We start from the raw sequence: 17,986 nt of genomic DNA, 5'->3' as shown, positions 1-17,986 counted from the left end.
ATGTGAGAAAAGGGCTTGATCCTCAAGCCCTTTTTCTACTGTCTTATTATTTTTGATGAAGTTCTTTAATACGAGCGGCTTTTCCGCGGCGTTCACGCAAGTAGAACAATTTGGCGCGACGAACTTTACCACGGCGAACCACTTCGATTTTTTCAATGCGCGGTGAATGCAACGGGAAGGTACGTTCCACACCGATCCCGTAAGAAATTTTGCGAACGGTGAACGTTTCGGAAATGCCTCCGCCGCGACGTTGAATCACAACGCCCTCAAACACCTGAATCCGTTCCCGTTGTCCTTCTTTTACGCGCACGTGAACACGGAGGGTGTCCCCTGCACGGAATTGAGGAATATCTTTACGAAGTTGTTCTTCGGTAATTTCACGAATGATTGGACGCATCTCATCCAAACCTCCTTTCATCAGCCTCTCCGTCCAATGCCGTCGAACGACCAGAACGGGGATATTTTACCACAGCCACTAATTGAATACAATTTCACCATCCTAATCCGACAGCTTTTTTAAAAAGCAGCGATCCTCTTCGGTTAATGGCACTTTTTCCAGAAGATCGGGCCTTCTTTGCCAAGTTCGAAGCAATGACTGCTCGCGCCGCCATTTTTCAATCTTGGCATGGTGCCCGGACAGCAGCACCTCAGGCACTTTGAGACCGCGGAATTCCGCCGGCCTCGTGTATTGGGGATACTCCAGCAACCCGGTGGAAAAAGAATCGGTCATTGCGGAAGTTTCATTCCCCAGCACGCCAGGCACCAGACGACTGATGCTGTCCATTAAAATCATCGCCGGTAATTCTCCGCCGGTCAGAACATAATCGCCGATGGAAATTTCCTCGGTGGCCAGATGCTCCCGGATTCGCTCGTCAAATCCTTCATAATGACCGCAAAGGATGATCAACCGGGAGTGCTGCGCCAATTCCTCGGCTTTTTTCTGCGTGTAGGTTTCACCTTGCGGTGACATCAACAGGATGGGGGGACGTGGTGAGCCTTGTGTCAGATCATCGACGGCACGAAACAGCGGTTCCGGCTTTAAGACCATGCCGCCACCGCCACCATACGGCGTGTCATCCACCGTCCGATGCCGGTCTGTTGCATATTCACGAAAATTAACCAGATTCGCTGAGATCAAACCTTTTTCACGAGCCCTTGCAATCATGCTGGTTTGCAAAAAGCCTTCAAACATCTCGGGAAAAAGGGTGAGAACATCGAAATGAATGTGTGCCAAGGTTACGCCAGTCCTTCCATCCACTCAATCGTGATGCGTTTTTCCTCGAGATCGACGTCTTTGACAATCTCGGAAATATAAGGAATCAAAATATCCTTTTTCTGATCGGGCGGCTGAATCACCCAAACATCATTGGCCGGAAGCGGCAAGATTTCTTTGACCCGGCCCAGTTCTTGTCCATCGGTCGTGACAGCCGTCAGGCCGACAATCTGGTGGAAATAATATTCTCCACTTTCTTCATCGACAGGCACCTGATCTTCTTTGCGGACCACCAATCGTCCTCCTTTGAAAGGTTCGGCTTGGTTGATATTGTCCCATTCGCGGAACTTGACCAAATAGACGGATTGATGGATACGGCTTTTTTCCACCGTCAGCACCATCGGCTCCCCTTCTTGCGGAGGAAGGAGGATCAGCCGGCTGCCGGGAGCAAAACGGACTTCCGGAAAATCCGTGTTGGATTGGACACGAACTTCCCCGCGAATGCCATGTGTTCCGACAATCCGGCCCACATTTAAGTATTCATGATTTCCACCCATACCCGTTTCTTCTCCTTCCAAGCAGCAGCTTTGACCATGGAACGGATCGCCTGCACAACCCGCCCCTGTTTGCCGATAACCTTTCCCAAATCCTCTTTGGAGACGGACAATCGGTAGATGATGACATCATCTTTCTCCACTTCATCCACCCGGATTTCTTCCGGATGGTCAACCAGTGGCGCCGCCATGTATTCAATCAGTTCTTTCATCTTGGTCCTCCTGTCGGATCAAGACCGTTTCATTATTTGCCATGTTTTTGTTCGTGAACTTTTTTCAGGATCCCTTCTCTTTTGAACAGGTTGCGAACCGTGTCGGAAGGTTGCGCACCTTTGGCCAACCAAGAGAGGGCTTTTTCTTCGTCGATTTTCACCGTGGCCGGTTCCGTGATCGGATTGTAGTATCCGATTTCGTCGATGGAACGTCCGTCACGGGGAGCGCGGGAATCAGCCACGACCACACGATAAAATGGTGCTTTTTTGGCTCCCATTCTTCTCAAACGAATTTTCACTGCCATCACTTTTCACCTCCTCATCAAAGTCAAGGATCTATATCACATAAAGGGGAAAGGAAAACCTCTGCGTTTTCTCTTTTTCCCGCCTTTTGCCATTTGGGAGAAATGCTTCATCATCTTCTTCATGTCATTAAATTGCTTCAACAGGCGATTCACATCTTGCACCGTGGTGCCGCTGCCTTGTGCAATCCGTTTGCGCCGGCTGGCATTGATGATTTCCGGATGGGATTTTTCCTGCGGAGTCATGGAACGGATGATCGCTTCGACTTTCACCAGCTGTTTTTCGTCCACTTGAACGTTTTTCAAGCCTTTCATCGCCCCCGCTCCCGGCAACATGGAAAGCATGTCCTCAAGCGGGCCCATCTTGCGCACTTGTTGCAATTGATCCAAAAAATCATCAAAAGTAAAAGACAAGGTGCGCATTTTCCGTTCCATCTCTTTGGCTTTTTCCTCATCCAACGCGGACTGGGCTTTTTCAATCAACGTCAGCACGTCGCCCATTCCCAGAATGCGGGATGCCATCCGGTCCGGGAAGAACGGTTCAAGCGAATCCGTTTTTTCTCCCGTTCCGACAAATTTGATCGGGCAATCAGTCACCGCTTTGACGGACAAAGCCGCCCCTCCGCGGGTGTCGCCATCCAGCTTCGTCAAAACCACACCCGTCAGCCCGAGTTGCTGATGAAAGTGTTCCGCCACATTGACCGCATCCTGCCCGGTCATCGCATCCACCACCAGCAGGATTTCATGCGGCGAAATTTTTTCGCGGATCTGCTTCAACTCGTCCATCATCTCATCATCGATGTGCAAGCGTCCCGCCGTATCGATGATGACATAGTCAAAGCCTTCTTCCTTGGCCTTTTGGACGCCTTTCTCCGCGATCACCACGGGGCTTTCCTGATCTCCCATGGAGAAAACGGGCGTGTCCAAACTTTCCCCCAACACTTCCAGTTGTTTGATCGCCGCCGGCCGGTACACATCTCCCGCCACCAGGAGGGCACGGCGATTTTGCTTTTTGAGATAGCGGGCCAATTTGCCGGAAGTGGTCGTTTTACCGGCACCCTGCAATCCAACCATCATGATGATCGTCGGTGACTTCTGGGCTTGATGCAGTTTGCTTTGTTCTCCCCCCATCAGCCGGGTCAACTCTTCATTCACCACTTTGATCACTTGCTGGCCGGGGGTTAAACTTTTCATCACTTCTTGTCCGACCGCCCGCTCTTTCACGCGGTCGATGAACTGTTTCACAACTTTGAAGTTCACATCCGCTTCGAGCAATGCCAAGCGGACTTCCCGCATCGCTTCTTTTACATCCGCTTCAGTCACTTTCCCCTTGCCACGCAACTTCCGCATGACGGATTGCAGTCTTTCCGATAAACCTTCAAACGCCATGATGGCCCCCTCCTCACATGGCTGATTAATCGAGCTTCTCCAACTCCCGGATCAACGGCCCGATCGCTTTTGCTGCTTCTGGCATTTGATCTAACCGGCTCTTGATCGTTTCGATCAATTGTTGCCGTTTCAGGTGACTTTTCACCAATCCCAAACTTTCTTCCAAATCAAGCATGGTGGATTGGGCTCGTTTAATCGCCTCATAGACTGCCTGTCGGGAGACTCCCTGATGCTCGGCGATTTCACCCAATGACCAGTCTTCCACGTAATATAGCTCAAGCAACGAACGTTGTTTTTCCGTCAACAACGTGCCGTAAAAATCATAAAGCAAATTCATTTGGGTAGTTTGATCCAACACGGGAGTTCCCCCCCCAAACGCCGTCAAGGCAATAACCTTTACGGTTGTATAATATATCGGAGACCCAAAGCAATGTCAAGGATTTTTCCTTGAAAGCAAAAATTTTTCAGCTTTCGGAAGTTTCCTCTTCCATCATGTCCTGCAGCAAGGCATGCAAAAATTGTTCCGCGTCAAATTCCTGCAAGTCATCCGCTTGTTCCCCCAGCCCGACCAATTTCACGGGCAATCCCAGCTCATGGTCAATGGCAATCACGATTCCGCCTTTGGCCGTGCCGTCCAGTTTGGTCAGGACGATTCCGGAAACATTGACTGCTTGCCGGAATTGTTTCGCTTGCACCAATGCATTCTGTCCGGTGGTGGCATCCAGCACCAATAAAACCTCATGCGGCGCTCCGGGCACCTCCCGGGTCACCACGCGGTGGACTTTTTTCAACTCTTCCATCAAATTCACTTTGTTTTGCAGCCGGCCGGCCGTGTCACAAAGCAATACATCCGCTTTGCGGGACTTGGCCGCCTGAATGCCGTCATAAATGACCGCCGCCGGATCGGAACCGGCTTGATGTTTGATCACATCCACCCCGGCGCGACGGCCCCAGGTTTCCAACTGTTCAATGGCCCCGGCGCGAAAGGTGTCTCCCGCGGCCAACACCACTTTCTTTCCTTCATTTTTAAGCCGGTGTGCCAGTTTTCCGATCGTGGTGGTTTTTCCGACGCCGTTGACCCCCACGAACAAAAAAACCGTCAGACCGTCTTCATTAAACCGCAATCCCTGTTCCTCTTCATCCTTCGTGAGAATCTCGGCGATCAATTCCGACAACAGCGGTTTTAATTCCACGGGGTCTTTGATTTTCCGCTCTTTCACCTCATCGCGCAGACGCTCCACCAAGTACATCGTGGTTTGGACCCCCACATCGGCGCCAATGAGAATTTCCTCCAATTCTTCATACAAATCCTCGTCAATTTTGCTGCGTCCGCTGAACAGGTTGGAGATGGCTCCGACAAATTGATCCCTGCTCGTGCTCAATCCGGTCACAAACTTCTGGGTGACCGTCTCCGTTTTTTTGGACACGCGATCCTTTAATTTCCGGAAAAAACTCATGTTGTTCCTCCCATCTCTTGCATTATTCCTTTGTGGCGGCAACTTCCACTTTATCATCATACTCTTCCAGCTTCACCGATACCAGTTTGGATACGCCCGATTCCTGCATGGTAATTCCATACAGCACATCGGCACCTTCCATGGTATGCTTGCGATGGGTGATAATGATAAACTGCGTTTCCCCCGAAAATTCCTGCATATATTGCGTGTATCGCGTCAGATTGGCTTCATCCAAAGCCGCGTCCACTTCATCCAGTACGCAAAACGGAACCGGCTTGATCCGGAGCACCGCAAACAAAAGCGCCAACGCCGCAAGGGCTCTTTCCCCGCCGGAGAGCAGATTCAGGTTTTGCAACTTCTTCCCGGGCGGCTGTGCAATAATGTCAATGCCGGTCTCCAAGAGATTGTCCGGCTCGCTGAGTTTCAAATCCGCCCGGCCGCCGCCAAACATTTTCACAAACACATCTTGAAACTCGATGCGGATCAGTTCAAAGCTTTCTTCAAACCGCCGGCCCATTTCTTCGACCAACTGATGGATAATCTCAAAAAGTTTTTCTTTGGCTTCCAGCAAGTCGGTTTCCTGCGATTTCAGAAAGTCGTAACGCTCTTTCAACCGTTCATACTCTTCAATCGCACCCAGGTTGACATCGCCGAGGGCGGCGATTTTTCCTTTCAGCGAACGGACTTCCTTTTCCGCCTGTTTGGGTTCTTCCGGGACGGGATACTGTTGCTTGGCCCGTTCGAAACTGATCTCATATTCTTCCGCCAGCTTGTTCAACAAGTGATTCAATTCCACATCCAGGCGGTTGCCGCGCACTTCCAATTCATGCAGGTCTTGCTCCTGTTTCCGGTGCGATTGTTGCATCTGGCGGACCTCTTTTTCTTGGTTTTCCCGCATGAGCAACATCTGTTCACGCCGCTTGCGGATTTCATTCAATTGCGTCTGGACTTGCTCTTTGTTTGTTTTGAGATGCCGGATTGTTTCTTCCAACCGGTCCATCTGAACCTGGTTATTCTCCTGGTGGTTTTCGAGCGCTTCCAGTTCGCTCGCGGCCGCTTCTTTTTGCCCGGTGACCCGCTTGATTTCTTCCCGCGTGCGGCGCAAGTTTTGCTCCAGATTTGTGATTTCCTGGCTGACTTGTGCCACCTGGATGCGCAATTCCGTGATTTTTTCGCTGACTTCTTCCCGGGTATGGGCCTGCTCTTTCGCTTTTTCCTGCGACTCTTTCAACAGTTGCTCAAGGGCTTCCTGCTCTTTTTGCAGCGTGGCGATTTCCCGCTCGATGTTTTCCAACTGCGCACGGTAAGCTTCTTTTTGTTTTTTCACCTGCCCGATCTCAGCCAGGATTTCTTCTTTTTTCTGCGCCACATTTTGCCGGGCCAACGACCACTCGCGTTCCCTGCCGCGCAATTCCTGTTCTCTCAGTCTCCGCTCTTCTCCTTGTTTGCGGACCTGTTCCCATTTGTCTTCCAATTCCTGTTTGCGGCGGTTGATCTCATCCAAAGTCTGTTGTACCTGGCGCACCTTGGTTTCCGCATCTTTCAACCGGGTCTCCAATTCTTCCAATTGGCGGTTTCGGCCCAAAAGATTGGTTTTGCTTTGTTTGCGGCTTCCTCCCGTCATCGATCCCCCGGGATTGACCACATCTCCGTCCAGGGTCACCACCCGGTAGCGGTAAGACAAAATCCGCGCCAGTTGATTGGCCTGTTCCAGGGTTCGTGTCACAACCACTCTGCCCAACAAATAAGAAAACAATGTTTGGTAACGCGGATCATACTGAATCAGGTCGGACCCGACGCCCACAAAACCGTCCACCCGGCGGCAGCTGTCCAATTCCCATGATTCCATGTTCCGGGGCTTGATGACAGAAAGCGGCAAAAACGTGGCCCGTCCCAATCTTCTTTCTTTTAAATAGCGGATTCCGCCACGTCCGGTGGCTTCATCTTCCACGACGATATGCTGCAAAGCACTTCCCAAAGCAGTCTCCAACGCCGCTTCATATTCCTCCGGCACCTGAAGGAGTTCGGCCACCGCCCCGTGAACCCCCTTCAAGGAAGGAACGCCCCGGTCACGGGCACGCAAAACTTCTTTCACCCCTTGCATAAACCCTTGATGCTCCGCTTCCACTTCCCGCATCCATTCCAACTGGGAGCGGAGGCGGTTAAACACCTGCTCGGCCTGGCGCAATTCCCCGGTCCACTTTTTCTCTTCTTCTTCCAGCCGTTCGCGTTCTTCCGCAAGGGTGCGCACTTCATCCGCCGCCTGTTTCAATGCCTGTTCCACTTCACGGATCGAAGCGGCCAATTGTTCCGATTGCTTTTTGTGTTCTTTTTCCTCTTTCTCCAATTGCTTTTTCGCCTCACCGAGCGACCGGGCCCGTTCTTCCAACTGTTTGAGGTGATCTTTCGTATATTGCTTTTCACTGGAGAGAGCCACTAATTTTTTCTCATGGGCCTGCCACTTCTCATTTAATGATTTCAGCTGCTCGCCCTCATCGCCGGTGACTCCCGTCAGGCGCAATTTAAATACCGCAAGCTCTTTTTCTTTTTCCTTTAATTCTTGTTTTTTCCGCTCCAGTTCACCGGCTGCCTGCTCTTCTTCGCTTTTTAACCGCTTTAATTCTTCCTTCAACAGGGAAATCCGCTCAATTAATTGTTGTCTGTTTTCTTTGCGATTTTTCACCCGCTCCAATTGCACTTCTTTTTGTCCTTCCGCTTTTTCCAGCTCTTCGCTGATGGTAATCAAACGGGTTTGAATCTGCTCCCACAAGGTTTCCACTTCATGCAGCGATTGTTTTAATTCTTCCAAAGCAGTTTCTTTTTTTGTGACTTCGGCCGCCAGGGAAACCTGTGTATTTTTCAATTCTTTCGCTCGCGTCGTCACATTTTCCCATTCATCGTGCAACGATTCAATTTTATGTACATATAAGCCGATCTCCACATTTTTCAAGGTTTCTTTCAATTCTTTAAATCTTTGGGCTTTATCGGCCTGTTCTTTTAAAGGCTCCACCTGGCTTTCAATTTCATGGATCAAATCATGGATGCGCGCCAGGTTTTGTTCGGTATCCTCCAGTTTTTTTTCGGCTTCTTTTTTCCTCGTTTTGTATTTGACAATCCCGGCCGCCTCTTCAAAAATAATGCGGCGGTCTTCGGATTTTGAGCTTAAAATTTCATCGATCTTGCCTTGCCCGATCATGGAGTAGGCATCTTTTCCGATCCCGGTGTCCATGAACAACTCATGGATGTCTTTCAACCGGCAAGGTTGTTTATTCAAGAGATACTCGCTTTCCCCTGAACGGTATACCCTCCGGGTGATGGTCACTTCGGAATAATCCAGGGGCAGGCGGTGATCCGAATTATCAAACGTCATCGAGACTTCACAAAAACCGGCCGGTTTGCGGGTGTCGCTGCCGGCGAAAATCACATCCTGCATTTTATTGCCGCGCAGGGATTTGGCGCTTTGCTCCCCCAAAACCCAGCGGATGCTGTCGGTCACATTGCTTTTTCCGCTGCCGTTCGGCCCGACCACGGCGGTGATCCCGGGAACAAACTCCAAATCCGTCCGGTCGGCAAAAGATTTAAAACCATTCATCTCCAGTCGTTTTAAATACACAAACAGCCCTCCTCTCCCCAAAAAATAATGCTCTTCTCATGTCCGTGAAGAAAGAGCATAATCCTTACAAAGCGGATGAACTGATATATTTTAGCACAAAAAAGCGGGAGGGATTGATTTTTTTCATATTGATCACAGATTCATCAACATCCGTCCGTCAATAAACCCGGCTTCCCAAAGGAGCATCGTGATCGATGCCGAGGAGTGTGACTCCGCCTTGGACCGAATCGACTCCGAGCACCAACACTTCCGATTGAAAATCGGCGATCTGCTTGGGCGGCAAATTGGTGACCGCGACCACTTTCCGGCCCTCCAGTTCCTTCGGCTGATAATGTTTTGTCACTTGGGCACTGCTTTTTTTCACTCCGAGCTTATCGCCAAAATCGATCCATAATTGATAAGCGGGCTTTTTGGCTTTTGGAAAAGGAGCAACCCTGACAATTTGCCCGATCCTTATTTCCACTTTTTGAAAGTCCTGATACGAACAAAAATCCATGATCCTGCCTCTCCTTTCAGACTTATTACTTGATTATCCGGTATAACCTTTATTTCCTCCAAACAAAAAAGCCACCTCCCGGTCCATGGCGAAGCGGCTTTTTTCCCGAAATATCGAATTGGGCTCATCCACCGGCCGGGCCGCGTTGTTGCAAGCGCGGACAATTTTGGCAACAAACCTGATCTTCACTGGCCAGATAATACAAACAACAAGTTTTTCGGACTCCTGCCTGAGCCCCGGCATAGTAACGGCCAATGGGTTGAACTTTTTCGCGAAACAGTCCGGCCTCCGCCCCGGAAAGCAAATAATGAAAATCATCTTGGGCCAGGGACGGATTCACCCGGTCATCTTCTTTTAATTTGGCTTCATACAACCAATAAATATATCCGGCAAGGTTTTCCCACAAAATCGACAAAGGAATGCCGGTCAAACGGTGCAATTGTTGCCAAAGAGGAGCAATATGATGAGTAAATAATGATGTCAATAATTGCTCACGCAAAAACTTCCGGTTTTTCTCCCCCATCGGCTGTGCTTTCCAATCGCGCAATTGCAATTGCATGTTCAATTGCTGATGTTGCCAGGTGGTTTGAATCCGCACATTATCCGGCGAAAAATCCAATCGTTCATTTAACGCGCTCATCGCATACAAGGCAGGAACCACAACCGTGAAACTGTAATGTTTGGCAAATTGAGAAGCCACAACGGTCAAGGAATTCACCTTCATCCGTTCCGAACACTCTTGCAACAAACGAAGGCAAACTTCTTGTTTCAACAGTTCCCGCCCGGAAAGCAACATGAAAGAGGCATCATTTTCTTCCTGAAAGACAATATGAAATTGCGTCGGTAAGATATCCACTGCATAACTGACAGGGGGCATGTTGAAAACCCCTTTCCATTTGCTGAAAATGATATTTATTATCAATTATAATGGATGGCAACGGAAAGGTCTATCCCCTTTTCAGTTCAGTTCATCCCGGGGCTCCTCTTTTTTCGTTTTTTGGTCACCGGCTGACTTTTCCAAGGCTTCCCGGATCCCTTCCAGTGCTTTCACCCCTCTGTACAACAAAAACAAAGCAAAAATCCCCCCGGACACAGGGAGAATGATGGCCATGATTGAAAAAATTTGAAAAAAAACGGGCGCAATCACTTCCATGTTTCTCCCCCCTCGCTTTCAAAACAAAAACCACCGTAATGTATATTTGCGGTGGTTCATACACTTAAGTTCTCCATCTTGCCAGCGCCTCTGAAGCCGCGCGTTGTTCCGCTTCTTTTTTGGACCGGCCCGTTCCTTTCCCGATGGGTTTTTGGTCCAAACACACCTCGACGACAAAATGGCGGTCATGCGCCGGACCTCTTGTCTCCACAATGCGGTATTCCAAAGTTCCCAGCCGTCCTTGCTGAACGACTTCCTGCAATTGACTTTTGGCATCCAGCATGTTTTTCAGCCAATCACTATTCACTTTTGGAAACACAACGCGCTCCAAAAATTTTTTCACCTGCTCCAGCCCGCTGTCCAGGAAAAGCGCTCCGATAAACGCTTCGAAGACGTCGGCCAGAAGAGATGGCCGTGAACGTCCTCCGGTCATCTCTTCTCCTTTTCCCAAGCGGACATGTTCGCCAAATCCCAACTCTTTGGCAAAGGAAGCCAGGGAAGCTTCACACACGACACGGGCCCTCGTGCGTGTCAAGTCTCCTTCACTCATTTTGGGATACCGTTGAAACAAATACTCCGAAACCGCCAATTCCAAAACGGCATCCCCCAAAAATTCCAACCGCTCATTATCCGGATGCACGCCGGTCGCCTTTTTCTCATGTGCAAATGAAGTGTGGGTGAACGCTTGCTGGAATAGTTTTCGGTTATGAAACTTTAATCCGGTGACTTGCTCCAATCGTGCCAGATCCATTCCGTTTCACCCCTTTTCCTTATGCCTCCTGATATTCTTTCAAGGCAATGGTCGCATTATGCCCCCCGAATCCGAGCGAATTGGACAGGGCCACACGCACCCGCATTTTCCGCGCTTCATTCGGAACATAATCCAAATCACAATCCGGATCCGGATTTTCCAGGTTGATGGTCGGCGGAACAATGCCTTCTTTGATGGCGAGTGCCGTTGCAATGGTTTCAATGCCGCCGGCTGCCCCCAGCAAATGGCCGGTCATGGATTTGGTTGAGCTGATGGCCAAACGTTTGGCATGTTCGCCAAAAGCGCCTTTGATGGCGATGGTTTCAAATTTGTCATTGTAATCGGTGGATGTGCCGTGTGCATTGATGTAGTCCACATCTTCCGGCTTCAGTCCGGCGTCTTTGACAGCCATCAGCATGCTGCGTTTTGCCCCGTCCCCGTCCGGATCGGGACTTGTCAAGTGATAAGCATCCGCAGTCATACCATATCCGGCGACTTCCGCAATGATGTTGGCCCCGCGTTTTTGCGCATGTTCCAAGGTTTCCAGAACCAACACCCCGGCGCCTTCCCCCATGACAAATCCGTCACGGTCCCTGTCAAACGGGCGGCTGGCTTTCTCCGGAGCTTCATTGTTGGTGGACAATGCCCCCATCGCTGAGAAACCGGCAACGGCCATCGGCAAAATGGTGGCTTCGGTTCCACCCGCGATCATGACGTCTGCATCACCACGTTGCAAAATTTTAAACGCATCGCCGACACAGTGCGTTCCGGTGGCACATGCCGAAATGGCCGCACTGTTGGGTCCCTTGGCCCCGATCTGAATGGAAACGATGCCGGATGCCATATTGGCAATCATCATGGGAACGAAGAAAGGACTGACCCGTCGCGGTCCCCGTTTCATCATGACTTTGTGCTGTTCCTCCAACGTTTCCAATCCGCCGATTCCCGAGCCGATGTAAGTGCCGACCCGTTCTTTTTCCACTTTGTCCATGTCCAGCCCGGCATGCTCAAGCGCCATTTTTGATGCGGCCACGGCAAATTGGACAAAGCGGTCCATTCTTTTGGCATCTTTTTTATTCATAAAATCCAATGGATTAAAATCTTTCACTTCCGCAGCAATCTTGACTGCAAAATCCGAAGTGTCAAACCGCGTGATCGTACTTACTCCGGATTTTCCCTGAATTAAATGATTCCAAAAGGTATCAATATCATTGCCCAGAGGAGAAATGACTCCAAGACCAGTGATGACAACCCGGTTCATCTGGTCCACCGCCTTTCCTCATTCATACGATTAGGTGTGTAAAGTCCCGCATGATACGGGACTTTAAAATAAGTACAAAAAATGCTTATTGTTGGTTTTTTTCGATGTATTCCACCACATCTCCGACAGTGGCGATTTTTTCAGCCTCTTCATCGGAGATCTCCATGTCAAACTCATCTTCGAGTTCCATGATGAGATCCACCACATCGAGAGAGTCTGCACCGAGATCTTCTTTGATGTTTGCTTCCAACGTTACTTCACTCGGTTCAACGCTCAAGTTTTCCACAATGATTTTTTTCACTCGTTCCAACGTTGTTTCTGCCATTTCTTTCACCTCCCTTTCGTATTATACGCATTTGGTTGTGGACAAGCAATCAACGGATTACATGGCCATGCCGCCATCGACCTGAATGGTTTGGCCGGTGATGTAAGCGGCAGCATCGGAAGCCAAAAACTTGACGACTTCCGCCACATCTTCCGGTTTGCCAAACCGGCCCAGCGGAATGGCGGATAACATCTGTTCCTTGATCGTGTCATCCAACTTGCTGGTCATGTCGGTATCGATGTAACCCGGTGCCACGGCATTCACGGTGATCCCGCGGCCGGCCAGTTCTTTTGCAATCGTTTTGGTCATTCCGATCACTCCGGATTTAGCCGCGACGTAATTGGCTTGTCCCGGATTGCCGACAATGCCGACAATGGAACTGATGTTGATGATCCGGCCGCTCCGCTTCTTCATCATGGTGCGGGCAACGGCTTTGGTGCACAGGAAGACCCCTTTCAGGTTGGTGTCAATCACCTGTTCCCAGTCTTCTTCTTTCATGCGCATCAATAAGTTGTCCCGCGTGATGCCGGCATTGTTCACCAAAATATCCACTTTCCCCAAAGTGGATTCCGCTTCTTTAAAAGCGCGTTCCACTTGGTCCGCTTTGGAAACATCGACTTGAACCGCCACGGCATTGCGCCCTTTTTCTTTGATGGCCGCCACCGTTTCTTCCGCAGCCTGATGGTTTCCCGCGTAAAAGACGGCCACGTCGCAACCGGCATCGGCCAGAGACAGCGCAACGGCTCGTCCGATCCCGCGCGAACCGCCCGTCACAAATGCAATTTTCCCTGTCAACATCCGCAGTCTCTCCTTCCCTATTTGAGAGATTGTAAGGTTTCCACCGCTTGTTTTAACGATTCCGGATCCTGAACGGAGAGGGTCTTGACTTTCCGGTCCACTTTTTTGATCAGCCCGGACAATACGTTTCCGGCCCCGATCTCGACAAAGACGGTGACCCCTTCTTCCAGCATGTATCGCACACTGTCTTCCCACAAAACCGGGGAAGCCACTTGTTGCACCAACAGTTGCTGAATCGCTTCGGAATCCGCCACTCCTTGTGCCGTGGCATTGGCCACGACCGGCACGTCTGCCTCACGGATCGGAACTGATGCCAGATGGTCCGCCAAACGGTCTGCGGCCGGTTGCATCAACGAAGAGTGGAACGGCCCGCTGACCGAAAGCGGAATCACACGGCGCGCCCCGGCTTCCAACGCTTTTTCCCCCGCCTCTTTGACCGCCGCTTGGTGACCGGAAATCACGATCTGATTCGGCGAGTTGAAATTGGCCGGTTCCACCACGTGTCCTTGGTGCGACACCTCTTTGCAGATTTCCACCAGTTTGTCGCGATCCAGGTTCATTACGGCAGACATTGCCCCCTCACCGGCCGGAACCGCTTCTTCCATGTAGGTTCCGCGTTTATGTACAGTGAGAACAGCATCCGCAAAAGAAAGGGAGCCTGCAGCCACCAATGCGGAATATTCCCCCAAGCTATGCCCGGCTACAAAATCCGGTTTTCGATCTAACTGCTCATCCAGCACTTTCCACAAGGCGATGCTTGTCGTCAGGATGGCAGGTTGTGTGTTTTTCGTCAAGCGAAGCTGTTCTTCCGGCCCTTCAAAGCAAAGTTGCGACAAGGCATACCCTAAGGTTTTGTCCGCATCGGCAAACACTTGTTTTGCGGTCTCCGTGGCCTTGTAAATTTCTAATCCCATGCCGGTTTTTTGCGAACCTTGGCCCGGAAAAACAAAGGCGATTTTGCTCACTCGGATTCCTCCCTCTTCTTTAATCCAACGCCCATTTCAAAACGGTTGCCCCCCAGGTCAGGCCGCCGCCAAAACCGCAGAGAACCATCGTATCCCCTTTTTTAATCTGTCCGCGTTCCACCGCTTCATCAAGAGCAACCGGAATCGAAGCGGACGACATGTTCCCGTAGCGGTCCAGGTTCACAACCACTTTGTCTTCAGTGAGGCCCAGCCGTTTCACCGCGGAATCGATAATGCGGATATTCGCCTGGTGAGGAACAAGAAAATCGATGTCTTCTTTTGACAAACCTGCTTTGGCCAGTGCTTCTTCGGTGGCATTTCCCATCACGCGCACCGCAAATTTAAACACTTCCCGCCCGGACATGTGCACATAATGAAGGCGCTCCTGGATGGTTTTCTCAGAAGCCGGAAGACGAGATCCTCCCGCCGGCAAATTCAACAAGTTGCCGCCCGAACCGTCTCCTCCTAATTCGAAAGACAAGAAGCCATATCCTTCTTCCACCGGACCGAGCACAGCGGCTCCGGCACCATCGCCGAACAACACACAAGTGTTCCGGTCGGTCCAGTCGACGATGCGCGACAGGCATTCCACCCCGATCACCAGCACATATTTGTATACGCCGGTTGCAATGAACTGTGCGCCTGTGGATATTCCGTAAATAAAACCGGTGCATGCGGCCGACAAATCAAACGTGGCTGCTTTTTTGGCACCGAGCCGGTCTTGGACCAGGCAAGCCGTCGCCGGAAAATTCATATCCGGTGTCACGGTCGTGACAATGATCATGTCAAGCTCCTCGGCACGGATCCCGGCTTTTTTCAATGCTTTTTCCGCCGCTTTGACGGATAAATCGGAAGAAGCTTCATCCAGAGCCGCAATCCTGCGCTCACGAATGCCTGTCCGGCTTACGATCCATTCATCATTCGTATCCACCATTTTCTCCAAATCGGCATTGGTTAACACTTTTTCCGGCAAATAGGATCCCGTTCCCAATATACCCACTGACCTCATTTTCCAGCTCCTCTCTTCTAAGACAATTCCTCTTCCATCCTCGAAATCACATCGTGTTGCAGAAACCGGCGTGTTTGCCGGATGGCATTATAAAAGGCTCTGGCATCGGAAGAACCGTGCGCTTTGATCACGGGCCCCTTAAGCCCCAAAAGCGGAGCTCCTCCATGCTCCTTGTAATCCATCGCTTGGGCAAACTTTTTCAAGCGCGGTTTCAACAAGGCGGCCATGGACTTTGTCATCCAATTGGCCGTGAGTTCCTGTTTCAAACGGCCAAAAACCGCTTTGGCCACCCCTTCGGTGTTTTTCAGAAGCACATTTCCGGTAAAACCGTCGCAGACGAGCACTTCACAAGGCCCTTCCAAAATGTCGCGGGCTTCCACATTTCCCACAAACCGGGCTGCCAAATCTTTTTCGATCAACGCATAGGCTTCCCGGGTAAGTTCTGTTCCTTTCCCCTCTTCGGTCCCGATATTGAGCAACCCGACACGCGGAGACTCAAAACCCAACACCTTTTCGGCATAAATGCTTCCCATCGTCGCATACTGCCTCAAATGCTCCGGTTTGGCCTCCGGGTTTGCGCCGACATCCAACACGAGAATCCCTTTCCCGTTGAGGGTCGGAAAAACGGGAGCCAGTGCGGGGCGGTCGACTCCTTTCAGCCGGCCGACGTGAAAAAAACCCGCCGCCATCAGCGCACCGGTGTTTCCTCCGCTGATAAACGCATCGGCCTCTTTCTTTCTGACCATCTGGCAACCCACAACGATGGAAGAATCTTTTTTCCGCCGAACGGCTTGGGTCGGTTTGTCTTCCGGTTCGATTTTTTCCGTCACCGGCCGGAACTCAACGCCGTCCAAGGCCAATTGATCTTCCATGTCCTTCAGGCCGATTAAAATGATCTTTAAATCCGGCCATTTTTCTTTCGCCTGTCTGATCCCTTCCACCACTGCGTCCGGAGCATGATCTCCTCCATGTGCATCAATTGCTATCCGCATCAAAGCTCCTCCTTAACAAGCTCCTTATCTTCCAGGCAATACACATCAAATGTGCCTTGAAAAACGGTTTCGCCGTTTACTTTTGTCAGCACGTCCACCTGCAACCGGGAAGATAATTTTTTGACGACCTTGGCTTTGGCAATGCATTTTTCCCCCAGATAAACCGGTCTGACAAAACGGATTCCCGCCGCCCCGGTCAGGGCGACTTCCGCGTTGGCAACGGCGATGGCCAGCGAATTGGCTTGAGCAAACAGAATATGCCCCCGCGCAATGTGATTGCGTGCAAAAACATACTCCTTTTTTATTTCAAGGATGGAAACTCCGCTATGGTCGAGCTGCAAATCCACCACGTCACCGATCACTTCATCCAGCGACAAGGACCGGACATGATCCAAATGGTCCTCAGCCATGTGCTTGATACGTTCGCGCAATTCCGGGATCCCCAGCTCCCACCGGTCCAAACGGATGGTTTGGATACTCACGCCAAACCGTTTGGCACATTCTTCATCCGTCAGGAACGGTTCGTCTTCAAAAGCCCGTATCACTTGCTGTTGCCGTTCTTTTTTGGATAATCGCATAACGGAGTCACCACCTTTCCCGTTTTTATGATCAGTTATTAATACCTGGTACTAAATCAGTATATAAAAAAAAGCTTCATTTGACAACAAAAAAACAAGAGACTGGCGAAAAAAGCGCCAGTCCTGTTCTCCGGAGCCCGTGAATCAGTCGTTCACAACTCCTTCCACTTCAGAGCCTTTATAATATCCACACTCTTTGCATACGCGGTGGGATAATTTGGGTGCTCCGCATTGCGGGCAATTTACCATACCCGGTACAGAAAGTTTGTAATGAGTACGACGTTTGCGTTTACGAGTTTTGGATGTACGCCGAAAAGGTACTGCCATTTGTTTCACCCCCTCTAAGAATGTAACACAAGCCCGGGAAGTTTCCTATACTGTTACGCATCATTTTGAAACCAGTCTCCCAGAACCGCCAGCCGGGGGTCGATTTTCTCAACCCGGCACCGGCACGATTCGGTGTTCCGGTTTTTTCCGCATTCCGGACACAGCCCTTTGCAATCTTCCCGGCACACAGGAATATAAGGAAATTGGAGCAACAAGGCTTCCCGAATAAACGGAGTCAAATCCAGTTTATTTTCATCGGCCAAATGAATTTCCTGCTCCTCGGATTCCACGGCCCGGTGCGGATCATCTGTAAAGTGTTCTTCAAAGGTCGCTTTGATTTCCTGCTTGAATTCACTCAAACATTTGGCGCAAGAAAACACAGCGGTGGTTGACAATTCCCCTTTTGCGACGAAGAAATGAGGATCAACCATTTCCACACGGGCTTTCACGTCAACCGGCGCTAATTGTTCAAGTCCGGATACTTCTTCATCCAATGTCAAGTGGATCGTATCCTCTACAAACAACAGCCCATCTTTTGCCTGGTTTAATTGGTGCAGAGAAATCTGCATAATTCCACTCCTTGTGTAAAAA

The 17,986-nt window shown here is 50.4% G+C and carries 22 protein-coding genes; all 22 read right to left on the bottom strand.

Going from position 1 to position 17,986, the window contains the following annotated elements:
- Positions 1-46: 46 nt before the first annotated feature.
- The gene (rplS, locus tag H1R82_RS05585; RefSeq protein ID WP_037997320.1) at positions 47-397 is read right to left on the bottom strand and encodes a 50S ribosomal protein L19; all 351 of its coding nucleotides are present in this window, start codon (positions 395-397) and stop codon (positions 47-49) included.
- Between the two features lie 102 nt (positions 398-499).
- Complete coding sequence (gene trmD, locus H1R82_RS05580; protein ID WP_181731200.1) at positions 500-1,225, bottom strand: tRNA (guanosine(37)-N1)-methyltransferase TrmD; 726 nt, start codon at positions 1,223-1,225, stop codon at positions 500-502.
- Positions 1,226-1,236: 11 nt separating this feature from the next.
- Positions 1,237-1,770 carry a ribosome maturation factor RimM gene (gene rimM, locus H1R82_RS05575; protein WP_181730754.1) on the bottom strand — a complete coding sequence of 178 codons (534 nt, stop codon included), beginning with the start codon at positions 1,768-1,770 and terminating at the stop codon, positions 1,237-1,239.
- A complete protein-coding gene (locus H1R82_RS05570) occupies positions 1,746-1,979 on the bottom strand; it encodes a KH domain-containing protein (protein ID WP_181730755.1) in 234 nt (77 codons plus the stop codon). Before H1R82_RS05570 ends, rimM begins: the two co-directional genes overlap by 25 nt.
- Positions 1,980-2,011: 32 nt before the next feature.
- Complete coding sequence (gene rpsP, locus H1R82_RS05565) at positions 2,012-2,284, bottom strand: 30S ribosomal protein S16 (RefSeq protein WP_037997307.1); 273 nt, start codon at positions 2,282-2,284, stop codon at positions 2,012-2,014.
- Positions 2,285-2,320: 36 nt separating this feature from the next.
- On the bottom strand, positions 2,321-3,670 hold the full coding sequence (gene ffh, locus H1R82_RS05560) for a signal recognition particle protein (protein ID WP_181730756.1): 1,350 nt from the start codon (positions 3,668-3,670) through the stop codon (positions 2,321-2,323).
- Positions 3,671-3,695: 25 nt separating this feature from the next.
- A complete protein-coding gene (locus tag H1R82_RS05555; protein ID WP_181730757.1) occupies positions 3,696-4,028 on the bottom strand; it encodes a putative DNA-binding protein in 333 nt (110 codons plus the stop codon).
- A 106-nt stretch (positions 4,029-4,134) separates the two neighbouring features.
- On the bottom strand, positions 4,135-5,127 hold the full coding sequence (ftsY, locus tag H1R82_RS05550; RefSeq protein ID WP_181730758.1) for a signal recognition particle-docking protein FtsY: 993 nt from the start codon (positions 5,125-5,127) through the stop codon (positions 4,135-4,137).
- 22 nt (positions 5,128-5,149) lie between these two features.
- Positions 5,150-8,740, bottom strand: coding sequence for a chromosome segregation protein SMC (gene smc, locus H1R82_RS05545; protein ID WP_181730759.1), 3,591 nt, complete (start codon positions 8,738-8,740; stop codon positions 5,150-5,152).
- Positions 8,741-8,897: 157 nt separating this feature from the next.
- A complete protein-coding gene (locus H1R82_RS05540; protein ID WP_181730760.1) occupies positions 8,898-9,236 on the bottom strand; it encodes a tRNA-binding protein in 339 nt (112 codons plus the stop codon).
- A gap of 124 nt (positions 9,237-9,360) precedes the next feature.
- Complete coding sequence (locus H1R82_RS05535) at positions 9,361-10,113, bottom strand: IucA/IucC family C-terminal-domain containing protein (RefSeq protein WP_181730761.1); 753 nt, start codon at positions 10,111-10,113, stop codon at positions 9,361-9,363.
- An 81-nt stretch (positions 10,114-10,194) separates the two neighbouring features.
- Positions 10,195-10,389, bottom strand: a complete 195-nt coding sequence (locus tag H1R82_RS05530) for a DUF8066 domain-containing protein (RefSeq protein WP_181730762.1) — start codon at positions 10,387-10,389, stop codon at positions 10,195-10,197.
- A gap of 64 nt (positions 10,390-10,453) precedes the next feature.
- Positions 10,454-11,140 (bottom strand): ribonuclease III, encoded by a 687-nt coding sequence (rnc, locus tag H1R82_RS05525; protein WP_181730763.1) that lies wholly within the window; start codon positions 11,138-11,140, stop codon positions 10,454-10,456.
- Between the two features lie 19 nt (positions 11,141-11,159).
- Positions 11,160-12,401: a beta-ketoacyl-ACP synthase II gene (fabF, locus tag H1R82_RS05520; RefSeq protein WP_181731201.1), complete on the bottom strand. Its 1,242-nt coding sequence runs from the start codon at positions 12,399-12,401 to the stop codon at positions 11,160-11,162.
- An 85-nt stretch (positions 12,402-12,486) separates the two neighbouring features.
- Complete coding sequence (gene acpP / locus H1R82_RS05515; protein WP_037994838.1) at positions 12,487-12,726, bottom strand: acyl carrier protein; 240 nt, start codon at positions 12,724-12,726, stop codon at positions 12,487-12,489.
- Positions 12,727-12,783: 57 nt separating this feature from the next.
- Complete coding sequence (gene fabG / locus H1R82_RS05510) at positions 12,784-13,524, bottom strand: 3-oxoacyl-[acyl-carrier-protein] reductase (protein ID WP_181730764.1); 741 nt, start codon at positions 13,522-13,524, stop codon at positions 12,784-12,786.
- 17 nt (positions 13,525-13,541) lie between these two features.
- Entirely contained in the window at positions 13,542-14,489 is a 948-nt protein-coding gene (fabD, locus tag H1R82_RS05505; RefSeq protein WP_181730765.1) for an ACP S-malonyltransferase, read from the bottom strand.
- Positions 14,490-14,508: 19 nt separating this feature from the next.
- Positions 14,509-15,498, bottom strand: coding sequence for a beta-ketoacyl-ACP synthase III (locus H1R82_RS05500; RefSeq protein ID WP_181730766.1), 990 nt, complete (start codon positions 15,496-15,498; stop codon positions 14,509-14,511).
- 17 nt (positions 15,499-15,515) lie between these two features.
- Positions 15,516-16,490, bottom strand: a complete 975-nt coding sequence (gene plsX, locus H1R82_RS05495; protein WP_181730767.1) for a phosphate acyltransferase PlsX — start codon at positions 16,488-16,490, stop codon at positions 15,516-15,518.
- Positions 16,490-17,068, bottom strand: coding sequence for a transcription factor FapR (gene fapR, locus H1R82_RS05490; RefSeq protein WP_181730768.1), 579 nt, complete (start codon positions 17,066-17,068; stop codon positions 16,490-16,492). The genes plsX and fapR overlap by 1 nt, the downstream gene beginning before the upstream one ends.
- Positions 17,069-17,212: 144 nt before the next feature.
- Positions 17,213-17,395 carry a 50S ribosomal protein L32 gene (rpmF, locus tag H1R82_RS05485; RefSeq protein ID WP_082240639.1) on the bottom strand — a complete coding sequence of 61 codons (183 nt, stop codon included), beginning with the start codon at positions 17,393-17,395 and terminating at the stop codon, positions 17,213-17,215.
- A 53-nt stretch (positions 17,396-17,448) separates the two neighbouring features.
- Positions 17,449-17,964 (bottom strand): YceD family protein, encoded by a 516-nt coding sequence (locus tag H1R82_RS05480; RefSeq protein WP_181730769.1) that lies wholly within the window; start codon positions 17,962-17,964, stop codon positions 17,449-17,451.
- Positions 17,965-17,986: the final 22 nt, after the last annotated feature.

Source organism: Thermoactinomyces intermedius (assembly GCF_013912365.1).
GTDB classification, from domain to species: domain Bacteria; phylum Bacillota; class Bacilli; order Thermoactinomycetales; family Thermoactinomycetaceae; genus Thermoactinomyces; species Thermoactinomyces intermedius.
This window is presented reverse-complemented; position numbering and strand designations above follow the sequence as displayed.

Bases quoted from the DNA above. Each gene is read 5' to 3' on its own strand.
- rpmF (WP_082240639.1), bottom strand. From the start codon at position 17,395: ATGGCAGTACCTTTTCGGCGTACATCCAAAACTCGTAAACGCAAACGT.
- fabG (WP_181730764.1), bottom strand. From the start codon at position 13,524: ATGTTGACAGGGAAAATTGCATTTGTGACGGGCGGTTCGCGCGGGATC.
- H1R82_RS05480 (WP_181730769.1), bottom strand. From the start codon at position 17,964: ATGCAGATTTCTCTGCACCAATTAAACCAGGCAAAAGATGGGCTGTTG.
- ftsY (WP_181730758.1), bottom strand. From the start codon at position 5,127: ATGAGTTTTTTCCGGAAATTAAAGGATCGCGTGTCCAAAAAAACGGAG.
- acpP (WP_037994838.1), bottom strand. From the start codon at position 12,726: ATGGCAGAAACAACGTTGGAACGAGTGAAAAAAATCATTGTGGAAAAC.
- plsX (WP_181730767.1), bottom strand. From the start codon at position 16,490: ATGCGGATAGCAATTGATGCACATGGAGGAGATCATGCTCCGGACGCA.
- ffh (WP_181730756.1), bottom strand. From the start codon at position 3,670: ATGGCGTTTGAAGGTTTATCGGAAAGACTGCAATCCGTCATGCGGAAG.
- H1R82_RS05530 (WP_181730762.1), bottom strand. From the start codon at position 10,389: ATGGAAGTGATTGCGCCCGTTTTTTTTCAAATTTTTTCAATCATGGCC.
- rimM (WP_181730754.1), bottom strand. From the start codon at position 1,770: ATGGGTGGAAATCATGAATACTTAAATGTGGGCCGGATTGTCGGAACA.
- fapR (WP_181730768.1), bottom strand. From the start codon at position 17,068: ATGCGATTATCCAAAAAAGAACGGCAACAGCAAGTGATACGGGCTTTT.
- rplS (WP_037997320.1), bottom strand. From the start codon at position 397: ATGCGTCCAATCATTCGTGAAATTACCGAAGAACAACTTCGTAAAGAT.
- H1R82_RS05500 (WP_181730766.1), bottom strand. From the start codon at position 15,498: ATGAGGTCAGTGGGTATATTGGGAACGGGATCCTATTTGCCGGAAAAA.
- fabF (WP_181731201.1), bottom strand. From the start codon at position 12,401: ATGAACCGGGTTGTCATCACTGGTCTTGGAGTCATTTCTCCTCTGGGC.
- rnc (WP_181730763.1), bottom strand. From the start codon at position 11,140: ATGGATCTGGCACGATTGGAGCAAGTCACCGGATTAAAGTTTCATAAC.
- H1R82_RS05535 (WP_181730761.1), bottom strand. From the start codon at position 10,113: ATGCCCCCTGTCAGTTATGCAGTGGATATCTTACCGACGCAATTTCAT.
- rpsP (WP_037997307.1), bottom strand. From the start codon at position 2,284: ATGGCAGTGAAAATTCGTTTGAGAAGAATGGGAGCCAAAAAAGCACCA.
- H1R82_RS05540 (WP_181730760.1), bottom strand. From the start codon at position 9,236: ATGGATTTTTGTTCGTATCAGGACTTTCAAAAAGTGGAAATAAGGATC.
- H1R82_RS05570 (WP_181730755.1), bottom strand. From the start codon at position 1,979: ATGAAAGAACTGATTGAATACATGGCGGCGCCACTGGTTGACCATCCG.